The organism is Pectobacterium aquaticum (assembly GCF_003382565.3).
Classification (GTDB): Bacteria; Pseudomonadota; Gammaproteobacteria; order Enterobacterales; family Enterobacteriaceae; genus Pectobacterium; species Pectobacterium aquaticum.
Map to the genome: position 1 here is coordinate 1,426,862 of NZ_CP086253.1, position 15,838 is coordinate 1,442,699.

Annotated in this window: 11 protein-coding genes; 2 read left to right on the forward strand and 9 right to left on the reverse strand. The window is 52.2% G+C overall.

The window, feature by feature from the left end; translation table 11 throughout:
- Window positions 1-21 precede the first annotated feature (21 nt).
- The 7 genes from DMB82_RS06700 to DMB82_RS06730 form a co-directional block, all read right to left on the reverse strand.
- Window positions 22-1,212: a NupC/NupG family nucleoside CNT transporter gene (locus DMB82_RS06700; protein WP_102118925.1), complete on the reverse strand. Its 1,191-nt coding sequence runs from the start codon at window positions 1,210-1,212 to the stop codon at window positions 22-24.
- Between the two features lie 699 nt (window positions 1,213-1,911).
- Window positions 1,912-2,253: a glucose PTS transporter subunit EIIB gene (locus DMB82_RS06705; RefSeq protein WP_010301002.1), complete on the reverse strand. Its 342-nt coding sequence runs from the start codon at window positions 2,251-2,253 to the stop codon at window positions 1,912-1,914.
- A gap of 151 nt (window positions 2,254-2,404) precedes the next feature.
- Entirely contained in the window at window positions 2,405-4,465 is a 2,061-nt protein-coding gene (locus DMB82_RS06710; RefSeq protein WP_116163626.1) for a beta-galactosidase, read from the reverse strand.
- A 226-nt stretch (window positions 4,466-4,691) separates the two neighbouring features.
- Window positions 4,692-5,906, reverse strand: a complete 1,215-nt coding sequence (locus DMB82_RS06715) for a glycoside hydrolase family 53 protein (protein WP_116163628.1) — start codon at window positions 5,904-5,906, stop codon at window positions 4,692-4,694.
- A 35-nt stretch (window positions 5,907-5,941) separates the two neighbouring features.
- A complete protein-coding gene (locus DMB82_RS06720; protein WP_010300995.1) occupies window positions 5,942-6,790 on the reverse strand; it encodes a sugar ABC transporter permease in 849 nt (282 codons plus the stop codon).
- Between the two features lie 12 nt (window positions 6,791-6,802).
- On the reverse strand, window positions 6,803-8,119 hold the full coding sequence (locus DMB82_RS06725) for a sugar ABC transporter permease (protein ID WP_102118905.1): 1,317 nt from the start codon (window positions 8,117-8,119) through the stop codon (window positions 6,803-6,805).
- An 87-nt stretch (window positions 8,120-8,206) separates the two neighbouring features.
- Window positions 8,207-9,439, reverse strand: a complete 1,233-nt coding sequence (locus tag DMB82_RS06730; protein WP_116163670.1) for an extracellular solute-binding protein — start codon at window positions 9,437-9,439, stop codon at window positions 8,207-8,209.
- Between the two features lie 483 nt (window positions 9,440-9,922).
- Between DMB82_RS06730 and DMB82_RS06735 the strand changes: the two genes are divergently transcribed.
- Window positions 9,923-11,005, forward strand: a complete 1,083-nt coding sequence (locus DMB82_RS06735) for an ABC transporter ATP-binding protein (RefSeq protein WP_116163630.1) — start codon at window positions 9,923-9,925, stop codon at window positions 11,003-11,005.
- A gap of 518 nt (window positions 11,006-11,523) precedes the next feature.
- Here DMB82_RS06735 and DMB82_RS06740 read toward each other — a convergent pair.
- Complete coding sequence (locus tag DMB82_RS06740; protein WP_116163632.1) at window positions 11,524-12,831, reverse strand: maltoporin; 1,308 nt, start codon at window positions 12,829-12,831, stop codon at window positions 11,524-11,526.
- Window positions 12,832-13,314: 483 nt separating this feature from the next.
- Window positions 13,315-14,325, reverse strand: a complete 1,011-nt coding sequence (gene galR / locus DMB82_RS06745) for an HTH-type transcriptional regulator GalR (protein WP_029368336.1) — start codon at window positions 14,323-14,325, stop codon at window positions 13,315-13,317.
- Between the two features lie 464 nt (window positions 14,326-14,789).
- Here galR and galT point away from each other — a divergent pair, with 464 nt between their 5' ends.
- Entirely contained in the window at window positions 14,790-15,830 is a 1,041-nt protein-coding gene (gene galT / locus DMB82_RS06750) for a galactose-1-phosphate uridylyltransferase (protein ID WP_102118902.1), read from the forward strand.
- Window positions 15,831-15,838: the final 8 nt, after the last annotated feature.

Consider the following 15,838-nt stretch of genomic DNA (forward strand, 5'->3'; position numbering starts at 1 on the left):
ACTTTATAACGTGATGAAGGATTACAGCACCAGACCGGCGATAGCAGCGGAAAGGATGCTCACCAGCGTAGAACCGTAAACCAGCTTCAGGCCGAAACGGGAAACCACGTTGCCCTGTTGTTCGTTCAGGCCTTTAATCGCACCGGCAATAATACCGATGGACGAGAAGTTGGCGAAGGACACCAGGAACACAGACAGGATGCCCACGCTGCGTGGAGACAGTTCGCCTGCTACTTTTTGCAGTTCCAGCATTGCCACAAATTCGTTAGAAACCAGTTTGGTTGCCATGATGCTACCAACCTGAAGGGCTTCGTGAGACGGAATACCCATGATCCAGGCGAACGGATAGAACACGTAGCCGAGGACTTCCTGGAAGCTGATGCCAAAAATGGCGCTGAAAATCGCGTTGACCGCGGCAATCAGTGCAATGAAGCCGATCAACATGGCCGCAACGATAACGGCCACTTTGAAACCAGCCAGAATGTATTCGCCCAGCATTTCAAAGAAGCTCTGATTTTCATGCAGAGCACCCAACTGCAATTCCGGCTCTTCACCGACTTTGTAAGGGTTAATCAGCGACAGCACGATGAAGGTACTGAACATGTTCAGAATCAGCGCGGCAACGACGAATTTGGCATCCAGCATAGACATGTACGCACCGACGATAGACATCGAAACGGTCGACATGGCGGTCGCGGACATGGTGTACATGCGTTTTTCGGACATCTTGCCCAGAATGTCTTTGTAGGCAATGAAGTTTTCTGACTGGCCGAGAATCAGTGAACTGACTGCGTTAAAGGATTCCAGTTTACCCATGCCGTTCACTTTGGACAGGACCGTACCAATCGCGCGGATGATGATGGGCAGGACTTTAATGTGTTGCAGGATACCGATCAGCGCGGAGATGAAGACGATAGGGCAGAGCACTTTAAAGAAGAAGGAAATCAGGTTCTTCTCACTGTTAACCATGTCACCGAATACGAAGTCCGTCCCTTGACCTGCAAATCCGAGTAGTTTGTCGAACAGCGCGGCGACCCCTTTGACTGCGCCTAACCCAATGTCGGAGTACAGGAAGAAATACGCGAGCAAAATTTCGATGACGAGTAGCTGAATAATAAAACGAATACGAATACTTTTACGATCGCGGCAGACGAGTAGCGCCAGCGCCGCAACAACAACCAGCGCCAGAATAAATTGCGCGATATGGGACAGGGACATATGTGCTCCAAATATGAGGCAGGCCAAATTTTTCACGTCATTTTATGTAACGTGTGCATTAAAAATGAGAGGGATAACGCAAAAAAAACAATTATAACGTGGGATTTTACCTAAATTACATGCTGCGTCTCGTTATTTGCGTCTTTCTGTTCATTCATTATTCTTATTCCAAACAGAAAGTGGCACTGCCCTACTATTCGTTGGCGAATGCCACACGGCGGGTACTGTCGGCAGAAGATATCGAGCTGCTGAATCGTGCGAGTCGTTATTAGGAAATTGCCTTCTGCGCAGGTGTTTCTTCATTACACTTTTATATGCATATATGTGGGGGTAGAAATTACATGCGGACGTGAAGATGGTTTCGTGCGCTACAAATGTTGTGAATGTATGAGGGGCTTGTTGTTATCCGGCGTAAAAAATTATGCTGAGGAGATAGCAGGCTTAGGATGAGCCGCATGGATGCGGCGAAAGCTTGCGCCACGTCGGGAACGTGTCGCAAGCGGTCCGTTAAGCCTGATACCGACGAAGGAACCGCGTAGCGGCATAATTTCCGCCAAAAGCCTAGGGGTCACGGGGCGAGTGGCGTTTGAGCCGCCCCGTGTCGGGCGCGTGCTACGAGGTAGCATGAAAATGACGGTATTATCGCGCACGAAACCGCCCTAATAGTGGCATAAAAGTGACTACCTAAAACCGCTACCGCGCTTCTGCACCATCATCCTCAAACCAGGCGGCTAACTCGCGGCGCAGGTTATCCGACTGGGTGCCGAAGATGGCTTGCACCTGATGGCCGACGATGATCACGCCGATAGCGCCCAGTTTTTGCAGACTGTCGCTGTTAACCAGCCGCAGGCTGTGAACCTCGACCCGCAGGCGGGTGATGCAGGCATCCAGACTGACGATATTTTCTTTGCCGCCAAAGGCGGTTACCAACTGCTGCAAGTTTTCTTTGTCTAGCGGTGAAGCGATTTCAATCTCGGTAATTTGCTTACCCAACATTGATGCGAACAATTTCCGAAAATTGTGAATCTTGCCCATCGTAGTCACCTCTTCGTTTGTTTATCAGCGTGCGTATGATAATGCCGTTCACGTAACATGACTGTTAGGCGACACACGGTGATGAGGTTCCGTAGGAACGTCTGCACTGTGCTCGCCCGGTATCGTAATGCTTAGCCAACAAGCATGAGCCTTACTGTAGCGCGCGGCGTAGGACCCGGCAGCCGTAGCCTGACAGGTCGAGCGCCCCTGAAAGTGTGCTGCCCGTCGTCATTTCCTCGTAGGTGGCAGGCAGCGCGATCTGTTGCGGTGTTGCTGTGTAGTTCTGTACGAAGATGAACTCGCTTTCTCCGTCATCGCGACGATGAGCGACAATGCCGTAGGGCAGGTCGGTCGGCAGCGCACGCGGTAGATCCAGCATCTGTATCAGCGTGGTGAAGAAATCACGCTGGAAGGCGAGATCGTTGCGCGATGCGATGTAATAGGTCTGCCCTTTGCCGTAATCATTGACTGTAACGGCCGGACGACCCGCGTAGAAATCGCTGTCATAGATTGCCAGCGCCCGCGCGCCTTCCAGATGAATTAGCTCGCACAGGTGAGTGACCTGATAAGGGCCGACCAGACGTTGCTCGTTGCCGTCCAGACCGCTGATGCTGTTGCTTTCATGATCGTACAGCCCATCGATTTCTTCTGCCCAGATCCCCATGATCGGACGCAGCGGGCCAGGGAAACCGTTTTGGTGACACAGATCGGTTTCGTTGACGATGCCAGACCAGTAGGTGGTGACGAAGCGACCGCCTTGTTTGACGAAGGCATCGACACGTTCGGCAAAGCCATCGCGTACCATGTAGAGCATCGGTGCGATCACGAGCTGATAACCGCTGAGATCGACATCGGCGTTGATGATATCCACCGCCACGCCCTGTTCCCAGAACGTACGATAATGCTCGGTGACGGTTTTCTCATAGAACAGCCCCGCGTTGCGCGGCCCTTGGGCGTTATCCATTGCCCAGCGGCTTTCCCAGTCGAAAATGATGGCGACTTTAGCGTCAACACGACTGCCCGCTACCGGTGCGAGTTTGTTGAGTATGTCACCCAATTCCTGCACTTCACGCCCAACGCGGGTGTCGATATGTCCGACATGATCGACCACGGCACCGTGGAATTTCTCAACGGAACCGCGGCTCTTACGCCACTGGAAATACTGCACGGAGTCTGACCCGTGCGCGACGGCCTGAAGTGAAGACAGGATATGCATGCCCGGCTTTTTCAGTTTGCTGATCGGCTGCCAGTTGGTCAGGCTCGGCGTTGACTCCATCAGGTAGAACGGTTTTCCACCTTTCAGCGTACGCATCAGATCGTGATACATCGCGGTGTAGGCGCCCAGCGTGCAGTCATCTTCCGCGTTATGCCACAGCGGGTAGCTGTCCCAGGAGACGAAGTCGATCACCTTCGCCAACTGCCAGTAGTCGTAATCATAGAAGTATTCCATGAAGTTCGTCGTTGTTGGCAGAGACGGATTTTCGGCTTTTAGCGGTGCAATTTCTGCGGCACAAAAATCGCTGACCTGTGAGGTGTTAAAGCGTTTCCAGTCCAGATTCAGACCGTGGATGGATACTTCACCGATGGGCGACGGGGGCTCTAACTGTGACCAGTCGGTGTAGGTGTGGCTCCAGAAGGTGCTCCACCACGCTTTATTCAGTGCGTCTATCGTGCCGTAGCGCGCTTTCAGCCAGTTCTGGAAAGTGCTGCGGCAGGTATCGCAGTGGCACTCGCCGCTGTATTCGTTGGAAATATGCCAGCCGATCACCGCAGGATGGTGCGAGTAACGCTTTGCCAACTGGGTGTTGATTTGTTTTACTTTCTCGCGATAGTTCGGCGAGCTCAGGCAGTGGTTATGGCGACCGCCGTGCAGCGCCCGCACGCGGTTGCTGCCCACGCGCAGTACGTCTGGGTATTTCTGCGATAGCCAGGCTGGGCGAGCCCCGCTCGGCGTTGCCAGAAAAACGAAGATACCGTTGGCATACAGCGTGTCGAGGATGCCATCCAGCCAGCCAAATTCGTAGCGACCTTCTTCCGGCTCAATCCCAGACCAGCTGAAAATACCCACGGACATGACGTTGCACTGGGTCTGCTTCATCATCTCAATGTCTTTTTCCAGCACCTCTGGGTCGTCCAGCCATTGGTCAGGGTTATAGTCTGCGCCGTGCAGCAGAACAGGCACTTTGCTGCTTAGCGGGGGGAATTTGAACATCGTTCTCTCCTAAACGGGTTGTCACGCTCTGAATACGGTTTGCGTGTTCGAGATAGCTGGCAATGTGCTTATGCGGCGATGATGGGTAGATCGTAAAGACGCTGTGAATACATCCCTGTACGCTCGGGTTGCGCCATCCCTGGCGCAAACGCTTTACTCTTCTACCCCATTATCGCCGCTCTTGTTCAGTTAAACGGGTTGTCACGTTCTGAATACGGTTTACGACTTACTTAAACGCTTTGATGGAAGGCAGTACGTTGCCTTTGCAGTCGAACAGCGCCTGATTTTCCCGCGCGTTGCCTTCTTTCCATTCGTCGTTGTTGTATTTCATACCCGCTTTCGTGGCCCAGGTTGCGCCGGGGGTAGGCAGCCAGATGGGCTCCCAATAGAAGACGCCTTTACCACGCTGATTGGGGACGTTGATGACGCTTTGCATCAAATCGTGCAGGTAATTAGCCTGACCCTGAACGGAAGCGGGGTAGCCGCCTGCATCCAACTCTTTTTGCTGGAAGCTGTTTTCCGCGTTATCGCAGTTTTCCAACGTGTAAGCATAGGCGGCTTCAACCACGATGATGTCTTTATTGTAGCGTTTGGTGACGTCGTTCATGTTGTACTGCAACGCGCTGATGGGGCCGTTCCAGTAGGTGTAGAACGAGGCACCGATGACATCAAACGGGACATTACGTTTGACGATTTCATCGAACCACCAGATAAAGGTGTCGTTTTTGGTACCTTCTGCCAGATGCAGCATGATCTTGACGTCATTCCCGCCCTGTACATCTTTCACACCCTGAATACCGGCTTTCAGCAGCGCTGCGAGGCGATCGAATTCGCCGCCGCCCTGACCCCAACTTTTTCCTTCCGGCCACAGCATCCCGCCGTTCAGTTCGTTACCGATCTGCACCATATCCGGCATGACGCCCGCTTTCTGGAATTCGCTAATGGTGGCTTTGGTGTAGTCATGTACAGCAGTCGTGAGCTGCGCTGCATTTAGGCCAGACCAGGCTTTGGGCTTGTTCTGGTGGGCCGGATCGGTCCAGAAATCGCTGTAGTGGAAATCCAGCAGCACTTTCATTCCGTTCGCTTTGGCGCGTTTAGCCAGCGCCAGCGTGGTCGCCAGATCGTTGTTACCGCCGCCGTAACCGTTGCCCGCTGCATCTTTCGGATCGTTCCAGATGCGCAGACGGATATAGTTAATGCCGTTCTCTTTCAGGATCAGCATGGCATCTTTCTGTTTGCCGTTCTCGTCATAAAATTTTCCGCCGTGCTTTTCCACCTCGTTCAGCATGGAAATATCCGCGCCTTTAATGAAATCGGCAGGGACGTTCGTCAACTTATTGATCGTCACATTCTCTGCGGCATACAGGGTTTGCGGCAGGGAGAAGGTCAACAGGCCAGTTGCCAGCATGGCGGCCATCAGTACGCGTTTTTTCATTTTCATTTTACGTTCCTGGAATAGGTACAGATGTTGAGTTATTACCCTTTGGTTCCGCCTGAGGTCAGGCCGGAGACAAAGTACTTTTGCAATGAAAGATAAAGAATGGCGACCGGTACCGCGATCAGCACGGCTCCCGCGGCGTAGGTGGTGTAGCTGGCGCCCATCTTCTGTGAGACCAGGTTGTATAGCCCGATGGGCAGCGTGTACTGATCCGGCGTGCGCAGGATGGTGCTGGAGAGAATGAAATCACCCAGCGGACCGGTAAACGAGAACAAGGCGATCACCGCGATGATCGGCTTGGACAGCGGCATAATGATCTCGATAAAGATGCGGAAGTTACCCGCGCCGTCCATACGCGCGGACTCATCCAGATCTTTCGGAATGGCATCCAGATAGCCTTTCATCAGATAGGTATTCATCGGGATCATGCCGCCGACGTAAACCAGCACCAGCGCAATATGGCTGTTCACCAGCCCCAGCATCTGCGCTAGTACGAAGATGGCGATCAGCGCGGAGAACTGCGGAATCATCTGCAAGAGTAGAAACAACATCAGCCCATTCTGGCGGCCGCGAAAGCGGAAACGAGAGAAGGAATACGCGGTGAAGCTGACGCTGACGAGCGTCAGAATCATGGTCAGGAAGCTGATTTTCATCGAGTTCCAGTACCATGCCGCGTAGTCAATCTGGCCGTTAAACAGCTCCTCATAGTGAATAAAGGAGAAGTTATCTGGGATGATCGAGGTGTTGAGCAGGCTGTTGCCGGGGTTCAGTGACGCGCCAACCGTCCAGATCAGTGGATAAATAATGATGATTGCCACGATCGTCAGCAGCAGGTAGGTCAGGCCGAGTTTGATAAAATTCTGGCGTTTAACGCTGTGTTTTTTCATCTGCGCGCTTTCCTATGCCATGTTGTCTTGTTTGAAGGAATTGGTGGCGCGGAACTGCCACAGCGCGACGCCCACGACAAAAATCGACAGCAGAATGGTGATGCTGGCTGCGATCGCATATTGGGAAGAAGACATGGTTAGCTTATAAATCCAGGACACCAGAATATCCGTCCCGCCCGCGTTGGAGCCGATCACCGCCGGTCCGCCGTTGTTGAACAGATAGATGATGTTGAAATTATTAAAGTTGAACGTGTACTGCGTGATGATGATCGGTGCAATGGAGTAGAGCACCAGCGGCAGCGTGATGGTGGTCAGCTTGTACCAACTGCTGGCGCCGTCAATGGTTGCGGCTTCGTACAAATCGTCAGGAATCGCCTGCAATACGCCGGTGGTCATGGCGAATACAAACGGGAAGCCTAACCAGGTTTGCATCAAAATCAGTGCGGTCTTGGTCCAGAACGGATCGGTCATCCACGCTTTAGGCTCAATCCCTAATGCAGCCAGAATGCCGTTATTAATCACGCCAAACGTTTCGTTAAACATCCCCGCGAAAACCAGAATAGTGACGAAACCCGGCACTGCCCATGGCAGGATCAGAATGGTGCGGATCAGCGGCTTGAAACGCAGGCCTTTCTGGTTCACCACAATCGCCAGCAGGATGCCTACGGCGCACTGAAGTGTGGTCGCAATCAGCGTCCAAATCACCGTCCATTGCAGCACGTCAAAGAATGTCGAACGCCAGAGATCGAGCCGGAAGATGTTGATAAAATTCGTCATCCCCACCCAGTCGACCAGCTTGGCGGGCGGCGTGTGATAGAGGTTGTAATTGGTAAAGGCGATGGAAAAACCGAAAATAATCGGAAAAACCACGACAAAGACCAGCAAGATGAAGCCGGGCGTAATCATCAGATAAGGGAAGCCTTCGCTCAGCAGCATCTGATATTGCTTCTTCACGCTATTCAACGGCAGGCCTTTATCGCGTCTGGCACCGCACACGTAAGCATCGCGCAGGCTCAAATAGTAAACGCCGATGCCAAAGGCGGCGACGATCACGCTGATAATGCCTTTTGCCAGCAGAAAAATAGAGTGATCGCGCGGCAGCTCAGTGCCCAGCGTGATGAGCCCCCAGGCGCCGTTCCGCAGGAAATCATGGAATATGCCGATGAAGCAGACCATGACGATAAAGAAAAGTGCGCCTTTGACGAACTGGCGATTATAAATCTGTCCGAGTCCGGGGACGATCGCCAGCAATACAGCCGTTCTGGCGTGGCGACATCCTCTCTCTTGTGGCGTAAGGCCGCTGGCGTTGACGGTCACATCTACCTCCATTTTCTTAAAAACATGGGCATCCCTCATATCCCGAAATCGATTGGGGATGACAAGGGAGCCCATGTTGACCCACGGTGGTACGGGGGATTACTGGTTACTGTGGTTAGCTTCGATCTGCATTTTGATAATCTTCACGGCAGATTCCAGCGCCGCTTTGGTGTCCTGCTTGCCCGTCACGCTCAGTTGCAGCGCGCTGTTTGCTGGCGTCCAGACTTCCTGCATTTCTGGTACGCTCGGCATAGGAACGGCATAGCCAGACTGGATCGCGACAGCACGGGATTTTTCGTCATCCTTAATCAGCGGATCGTCAACCAGCGCCGCGATCGGTGGGATTTCGCCAGTTAACTGGAAGCGAATTTTGGCGTACTCAGGTTGATTGATGAACTCAATGAATTTCTGCGCTAGCGCTTTGTTTTTAGAGTAGGTGGAGATGCTGTAGCCTTTCACGCCCAGCAGCGAACGTGGATGCTCGCCGTTTGGCAACAGCGGCAGTGGGGCGACGCCATAGTTTACGCCCGCGTTTTTGTACGGTTGGAACGCCCACGGACCGGTAATCACGGCAGCGGCTTTTTTCTCGGTAAACAGGGAGTCGATGGCGTTAGCGCCGGTTTCACCGACGATGCCCGGCGGGAACAGGCCATCGGCGTAGAATTTCTTGATGTAGTTGACGGCATCGATGGTGGCTTGTTTATCCAGACCGATGTCTTTTACGTTCGGTGAACCGTTGCTGTTCTGCCCGAAAATGTAGCCACCCATCCCAGCGATGACACCATAGGCGTAATAAATTTCGTCAAATTTCGCCAGCAGGCCATAGCGGCCTTCGGCACGTTGCTGTTTGGAGAAGGTGAACAGGTCGTCGAATTTTTCCGGCGGCTGTGGCATCAGGTCTTTGTTGTACACCAGCACGGTGGTTTCAACCGCTTTCGGCACGCCATACAGCTTACCGTTATAGGTTTGTGCTTCCATTGCTGGTTTGGTGAAACTCGACAGGAACGTCTGATCCAGCTTCAGTTCGCTGATCAATCCCTGAACCACGGCGGTACCCACCTGATCGTGTGGCATCACGATTACATCCGGGCCGATTCCTGCTGGGCCATCCAGACGGAGTTTCTCAATCTGCTGTGCGTAGGGCGTTTCCAGCACGTTGATTTTGACATTATTCTGTTTTTCAAAGGCTTTGATCGCCTCGGCGATGCCGTCGGATTTCTTGATATCTTCCCATACCAGAAGTTCTTTGTCGGCTGCCAGCGCTGATTTGCTGAGTACACCGGTGATACCCAGTGAAATCATAATGACGGTGGTCAGTGTTTTCATTTTCATCATTAGTCCTCAAAGCCCTGGTGGGCCCATCATGGTCAGAAATTGTCGCGTACTTTCCCGTTTTCACCGTTTTTGCTGTCCCTGTGCGATGTGGGTGTAACGTTACATCACACGGCAAGGAATGAGGCATCTAACAGTACACGTGGTTTGGCGATCGTCGCGGTGTGGTGCTTGACGCTTTATTAGGCGTTTTCCACAAACTAGGATAACGGTTACACCAATGGCGATTACATTAAGCAGAGTGCGCCACGTCTGCCAGCGAAACATGTAAAGGCTGTGATCTTATGCACAAAAGTAACCCCCTGTTTGTGCAAACGGTTACACCATGCTGTTATATTGCAATTATGACCAGCGTGCAGGTAAACCTGGCCGGATGCTAATGCATTTGGAAGGGCTACCGAGCCATTTTGAGTCGACGACCACTGGGCCGTTGTGACTCAGCGCTTATATCCTGAAAAGCAAAATTATCAAGAGGTTACCGTTATGGCGTCGATCCAGTTGGATAGAGTGAGTAAGCATTTTGGCAAAACGATTACGCTTCACGATGTGAATCTGACGATTGCGGATGGAGAGTTCGCCGTTTTTGTTGGGCCGTCTGGCTGTGGTAAGTCGACGTTGCTGAGAATGATTGCCGGGCTGGAAGATGTCACGGGCGGTGAAATCATGATTGATGAGGCAGTGGTGAATGATGTTGCCCCCGCTCACCGTGGCGTGGCGATGGTGTTCCAGTCTTATGCGCTGTACCCGCACATGACCGTCGCTGAGAATATGGGCTACGGCCTGCGCGTGAATGGCGTTCCGAAAGACCAGATTAAGCACCAAATCGAGATGGTGGCGAAGACGCTGCAACTGTCTCACCTGCTGGAGCGTAAACCTAAAGAGCTATCGGGTGGGCAGCGCCAGCGTGTAGCGATAGGGCGCGCCATCGTGCGTAACCCGAAAGTGTTCCTGTTTGATGAACCGCTGTCGAACCTGGATGCAGAGCTGCGTGTGGATATGCGATTGCACATTGCCAAACTGCATCAGGAATTGAAAACGACGATGATCTACGTGACGCACGATCAGGTCGAAGCTATGACGCTGGCCGACAAAATTGTGGTCATGAACTACGGCAAAGTCGAGCAGGTTGGATCGCCGATGGAGCTTTATTATCATCCGGTTAACCAGTTTGTTGCGGGTTTTATCGGCTCGCCAAAAATGAACTTCCTGCCTGCGCAGGTCATCGATTGGACGCCGGATAGCCTGACGGTGAATGTTGCCGAGCAGTTGCAGCTTGAGCTGCCGATTCGCACTGGCGAACTGACCGTTGGCAGCACGGTCACGCTGGGGCTGCGGCCGGAACACGTGTCACCGGAAGGTGAGGGGATTCGCCTGTCATTCGGCTGCGAAGTCGTCGAACGTTTAGGTAACAGTACCTACCTGTTCGGCCAATGCTGTGGCATCGATAACTTCAAACTTCTGCTGGCGGGCGACAGTGCCTTCAAGCCTTATGAACATATTGAGGTCTTCTTCTCCCCGAATAACTGTCTGGTGTTCAACGCCGATGGCTTGCGTATCAGCGCGTAGTAAGCGACTGCATCGCTGAATCTCAATAGCCAAAATCCCTTCTAAACATAAACAGCGCCCGCTAAGGGCGCTCAACCTTAATTGCTGCTGATAAAATCATCTGTCTCTCAATATTCCGCTGTTTTGGGTATGCCTGGCGTAAAAAATTGTGCTGAGGTGGGCTTGGCCGTCGGATGAGCCGCATGGATGCGGCGAAAGGCAGTGCCGCGTCGGGAACGCGTCACTGCCGGTCCGAATATCGGCCACGAACGCCGAAGGCATCGCGTAGCGACGCAATTAACGCCGAAAAGCCAGTGGTCAAGGCGCTGCGGCGATTGAGCGCGCCTTGTCGGGCGTGTGATGAAATCACAGATTTGCTCGGTAGTTAACACGCACGAAATTTTCGCACTACCACACAGGATGCAGTGAACATTTTACAGCGGATACTATCCGCAACAGAAAAAGGCTCTCGGTAGAAAGCCTTTTGGGAAACGCCCGATGGGAATGATGGACCCACCGAGCTGAGGGTTAGTGCGGTATTACCACCAGGCTTCTGCCTGAATACCGAAGTTCACGGCATTGCTGCGATCGTCGTTGAAGGTGTTGCGGTTTTCATTTCCACGGTTTTGGTAAGACACGAAGAAGCGCAGTTCTGGGCGTGTCATCATGGGAATATCGGCGGTGAAAGCGTGTGCTAGCGTGTATTTCTCACCACTGTATTTGGTTTCTGTACCCGCTTTCCAGCTATCTTTTTTCTGATACGCACCCACTTCCAGATAGGTTTTCTGGTTCTTGGTCCAGACATACTGGCCGCGACCTACCGCAGACAATAATTCTGTGCTGTCGCGCCAGCGGCTGATTTCATCAGCTTTACCGTAGGTCAGAACATGGCTAAGAGAAATATTATCAGTGATTGGTAGGTCACCGGTCTGAATGACGCGGTAGCCTTTGGCGCTGTCGTTGATGCTCCAGACGTCATACCAGCCGCCGCCCTGATCGACCATGTTGTGCGCCAGCCCTTTGTCGGCATATTGCAGCACCAGTTTCTGGTTAGATTTGAGGCCGGAGAAGTAGTGGCTGAGCTCGCCGGTGATCATCATCGAATTTTTAGGATCGAATTTTTGCCCTTCCGCGAGGAAGATATTTTTCTGTGTGTCCGCTTCATTTGGCATCGCGTAGGAGATACCGAACTCCGTCCACGCGCCGTCCCACGGCTTCCAGCCTGCATAGCGTGCGTCCAGATAGTTGATATTCAGATCGTCGTAGGTATCTGTTCTGCTTTGACATTCCTGACTGTTAATGCTGTTGCTACAGTCGACGTTCATGTTTTCAGCATCGGCACGGATCCAGGCAAAAGAGAACGCGCCTTCGCCCGCTTTGACGTTTTCGATCCCGGCACCCGCACCGGAGATATTCCAGTATTTGGTATCGATGATGTGCAAGTCATGACGCTGATAGTAGCGTTTCCCCGCCCAGACCGTGGCATCCGGCAGTCCAGGTACAAAGCCTTTTGCCTGAAGGTTTAACTGGCGCAAACCAAACTCGGCATCGTCATTTTTTGTCGTTTCATTATCGTTCGAGCCATTGGAGAACATGGAAATCATGCTATCGAAGTAAAACGTTTTCCCATTTTCGTTATACAGCTGCTGCCCTAATTGGATTTCGCCGTAGGTGTCATCTTCGTTACCTAATCTTCCCACATAACTTTTATCGGCTGCCTGTTGTTTTCCGTGGTTTGATGCACCCACGCCAGAACGGAAGTATCCTGAAAAATCAACAGAATAAGAAGGGGTTGCCAGCATTGCCAAACTCAGCGCAATGGATGTTGTCAGCAGTTTTCTTTTCATAATATACCTTTCGCTTATTCGGGTAAGAATGTGGATGTTCCAAATAACATGACGTGAACGGAGGTAAAACGTTTCCACTCATGGCGAAGGATTATGGGGGAATAAAATGGCGCGGGACATGATTGTTCTCACAAAACACAAAAGAGTTACACCATTATTTACACTAATGTAACGATGTTACAGGTGGTATTTTGATTGTTTATCAGTACTGGAGCGGTGTTATTTGCTGCGTAATGATGTGTAACTGGTTACACGTTTTTCTGGTGCGTCTAAAATGCAGCATAAAATTTTTTTATGTCAGAATCGGTGGCGTTACATAAAAGGAGTGATGCGATGCCGAGTAGGAAACATTTTTGGAATAGAGGGAAAGGAGGTTAGTTAAAAGGAAAGCGCAAACAAGGGGGGAGGTCAGAAGGCAATGATGTCGCTACCTGCCTGATGCAAATGAGTATTGCGTCAGGCAGCGACGTTGGTGAAAGGTGACTACTTCTTACGGGCCGGGGGACTCACCGAATGGCGGCGTACCAGCGTCGGGCTAAACATATTCGTGGTTTCACTGAGCTGTTTACCGTGAGATAGCGCGATGGCTAATTCTGCGGCCTGAATTGCCATGGCGGAAACCGGATAGTGCACAGTTGTCAGGCGAGGGCGGAGGTAGCGGGCGATCAATACGTCATCAAACCCGATCACTGACATATCCTGCGGTACGCTGATGCTGTTATCGCTCAGGACGGAAAGCGCGCCTGCGGCCATGGAATCGTTGTAACACACGACTGCTGTCATGTTGCCGCCCCGACTCAGCAGCTCCATCATGGCAGATTCGCCGCCCACTTCGTCCGGTGAGGCGCGGGCTATGAGGCGTTCATCCCGTGCGATGCCGTGCTCTTGCAGCGCATCCACATAGCCTTGCAGGCGGTCGGCGGAGTCGGAAATTTGGTGATTAGAGCAGAGAAAACCGATCCGCTGATGCCCTTCCTGAATTAAATGGCGCGTTGCCAGCCAGGAGCCATAGCGATCGTCGAGTGCAACGCAGCGGTTTTCATAACCGGGTAACGTGCGGTTAATGAGCACCATGTCAGGAATGTGGCTCATTAGCGCCGCCAGTTCCTCATCTGAAAGCATTTTTGCATGCACGATCAGCCCCGCGCAGCGGTGGCGAATTAGCTGCTCAATGGCTTTCTTTTCCTGCTCGGCATTGTGATAGCCGTTACCAATCAGCAGAAAGTTGCCAGTTGCCTGGGCAATTTGTTCGACAGATTTCACCATCGTTCCGAAAAAGGGATCGGACACATCCGCAACAACCAGCCCCATGGTCTCTGCACTTTGATGCGCGAGCGCTCTGGCATTGGCGTTCGGATGATATTGCAGCTCCGCCATGGCCTTGTGTACGGCTTCCCTGGAGGCGGTACTGGCTTTGGGCGAGTTATTAATTACACGCGAAACCGTAGCGACTGATACACCTGATAGACGAGCAACATCCTTTATTGTGGCCATTGGCATTCCTGAGCGGTCAAATGCGTGGTGAGGCGTACCGCAGCCTAACGCACACGTTAAAAGAAAAAATCGATGACTTATATTTATAAATGTACAGGTTTTTGGCGGATGTTACCTATTCGACTACCTTTCCTTTTTGATCCAGACCGTACTTATGTGATCGCTATCAACAATCATCGGTCATTTCTCTCTTCCAAAATACCATTTCGGGGTTTAAATTTAGGGTAACCGATTACACTTATGTGGTGGCTAAACGATAGCTGACTATCTTTCTTTAGCATTATTACAGCTATTTTATCCATGCCATAGTGTGAAACTGATTACATTAAGGGGTTTTTCTGGCTGAGTTTACGGACTGAGCTGATGCCTCTTCCAGATCTCTGACGGACTGTTAGCGCCATACAATGGGTTGCGGATGGTGCCGCGGTTGTACCGAATTTGTGTTTTGTATTGAGGAATAGCTTATGCAGTTTGAGCCGACTGAACATCCGCATCGCCGTTTTAACCCGCTGAAAGGCGAGTGGATTCTGGTTTCTCCGCATCGTGCCAAGCGCCCCTGGCAAGGGCAGCAGGATGAACCGGATCGCGCCACGCCGCCGCCTTACGATCCGACCTGCTATCTGTGTGCGGGTAATAAACGTATTACTGGCGATATCAACCCGCACTATCAGGGCACCTTTGTTTTTACGAATGACTTTTCGGCTTTGATGGAGGACACGCCGGAGGCACCGTCGGGCGATGATGAGCTTTTCCGCGTGCAGCAAGCCCGTGGCGTCAGCCGTGTCATCTGTTTTTCTCCCGATCACAGTAAAAGTCTGCCGCAGCTTTCGCTGCCCGCGCTGAAAGCGGTGATCGATACGTGGAGCGATCAGACTGAAGAACTGGGCAAGCGGTATCCGTGGGTTCAGGTCTTTGAGAATAAAGGGACGATGATGGGGTGCTCTAATCCCCATCCGCACGGGCAGGTTTGGGCTAACGATTTTCTGCCGAACGAAGTACAGCGTGAGGATGAGCAGCAGCGAGACTATTTCTCCCGTCACGGTTCGCCGCTACTGCTGGACTACGTTCGCCGCGAGCAGGCTGATGGCTCGCGCATCGTGGTGGAAACGGAGCACTGGTTGGCGGTTGTCCCTTACTGGGCGTCGTGGCCGTTTGAGACGCTGGTGCTGCCCAAATTTGCGGTGCAGCGATTGCCGCAGCTCAATGACGTTCAGCGTGACGATCTGGCGCTGATGCTGAAAAAGTTGACCAGCCGTTATGACAACCTGTTCCAGTGTTCCTTCCCCTATTCGATGGGGTGGCATGGTGCGCCGTTCAAGGGGGATGACATCGCACATTGGCAACTGCATGCCCATTTTTATCCCCCGTTATTACGTTCCGCCAGCGTGCGCAAATTTATGGTCGGCTATGAAATGCTGGCTGAGGCGCAGCGTGATCTGACGGCAGAGCAGGCCGCTGAACGTTTACGCAGCGTGAGTGATATCCATTTTCGTGAGCAAATTTGAGGTCATTT

Excerpts from the sequence above, each read along its gene's own strand:
- DMB82_RS06730 (WP_116163670.1), bottom strand. The coding sequence starts at position 9,439 with ATGAAAATGAAAACACTGACCACCGTCATTATGATTTCACTGGGTATC.
- DMB82_RS06740 (WP_116163632.1), bottom strand. The coding sequence starts at position 12,831 with ATGAAAAGAAAACTGCTGACAACATCCATTGCGCTGAGTTTGGCAATG.
- DMB82_RS06710 (WP_116163626.1), bottom strand. The coding sequence starts at position 4,465 with ATGTTCAAATTCCCCCCGCTAAGCAGCAAAGTGCCTGTTCTGCTGCAC.
- DMB82_RS06725 (WP_102118905.1), bottom strand. The coding sequence starts at position 8,119 with ATGGAGGTAGATGTGACCGTCAACGCCAGCGGCCTTACGCCACAAGAG.
- galR (WP_029368336.1), bottom strand. The coding sequence starts at position 14,325 with ATGGCCACAATAAAGGATGTTGCTCGTCTATCAGGTGTATCAGTCGCT.
- DMB82_RS06735 (WP_116163630.1), top strand. The coding sequence starts at position 9,923 with ATGGCGTCGATCCAGTTGGATAGAGTGAGTAAGCATTTTGGCAAAACG.
- DMB82_RS06715 (WP_116163628.1), bottom strand. The coding sequence starts at position 5,906 with ATGAAAATGAAAAAACGCGTACTGATGGCCGCCATGCTGGCAACTGGC.
- DMB82_RS06720 (WP_010300995.1), bottom strand. The coding sequence starts at position 6,790 with ATGAAAAAACACAGCGTTAAACGCCAGAATTTTATCAAACTCGGCCTG.
- galT (WP_102118902.1), top strand. The coding sequence starts at position 14,790 with ATGCAGTTTGAGCCGACTGAACATCCGCATCGCCGTTTTAACCCGCTG.
- DMB82_RS06705 (WP_010301002.1), bottom strand. The coding sequence starts at position 2,253 with ATGGGCAAGATTCACAATTTTCGGAAATTGTTCGCATCAATGTTGGGT.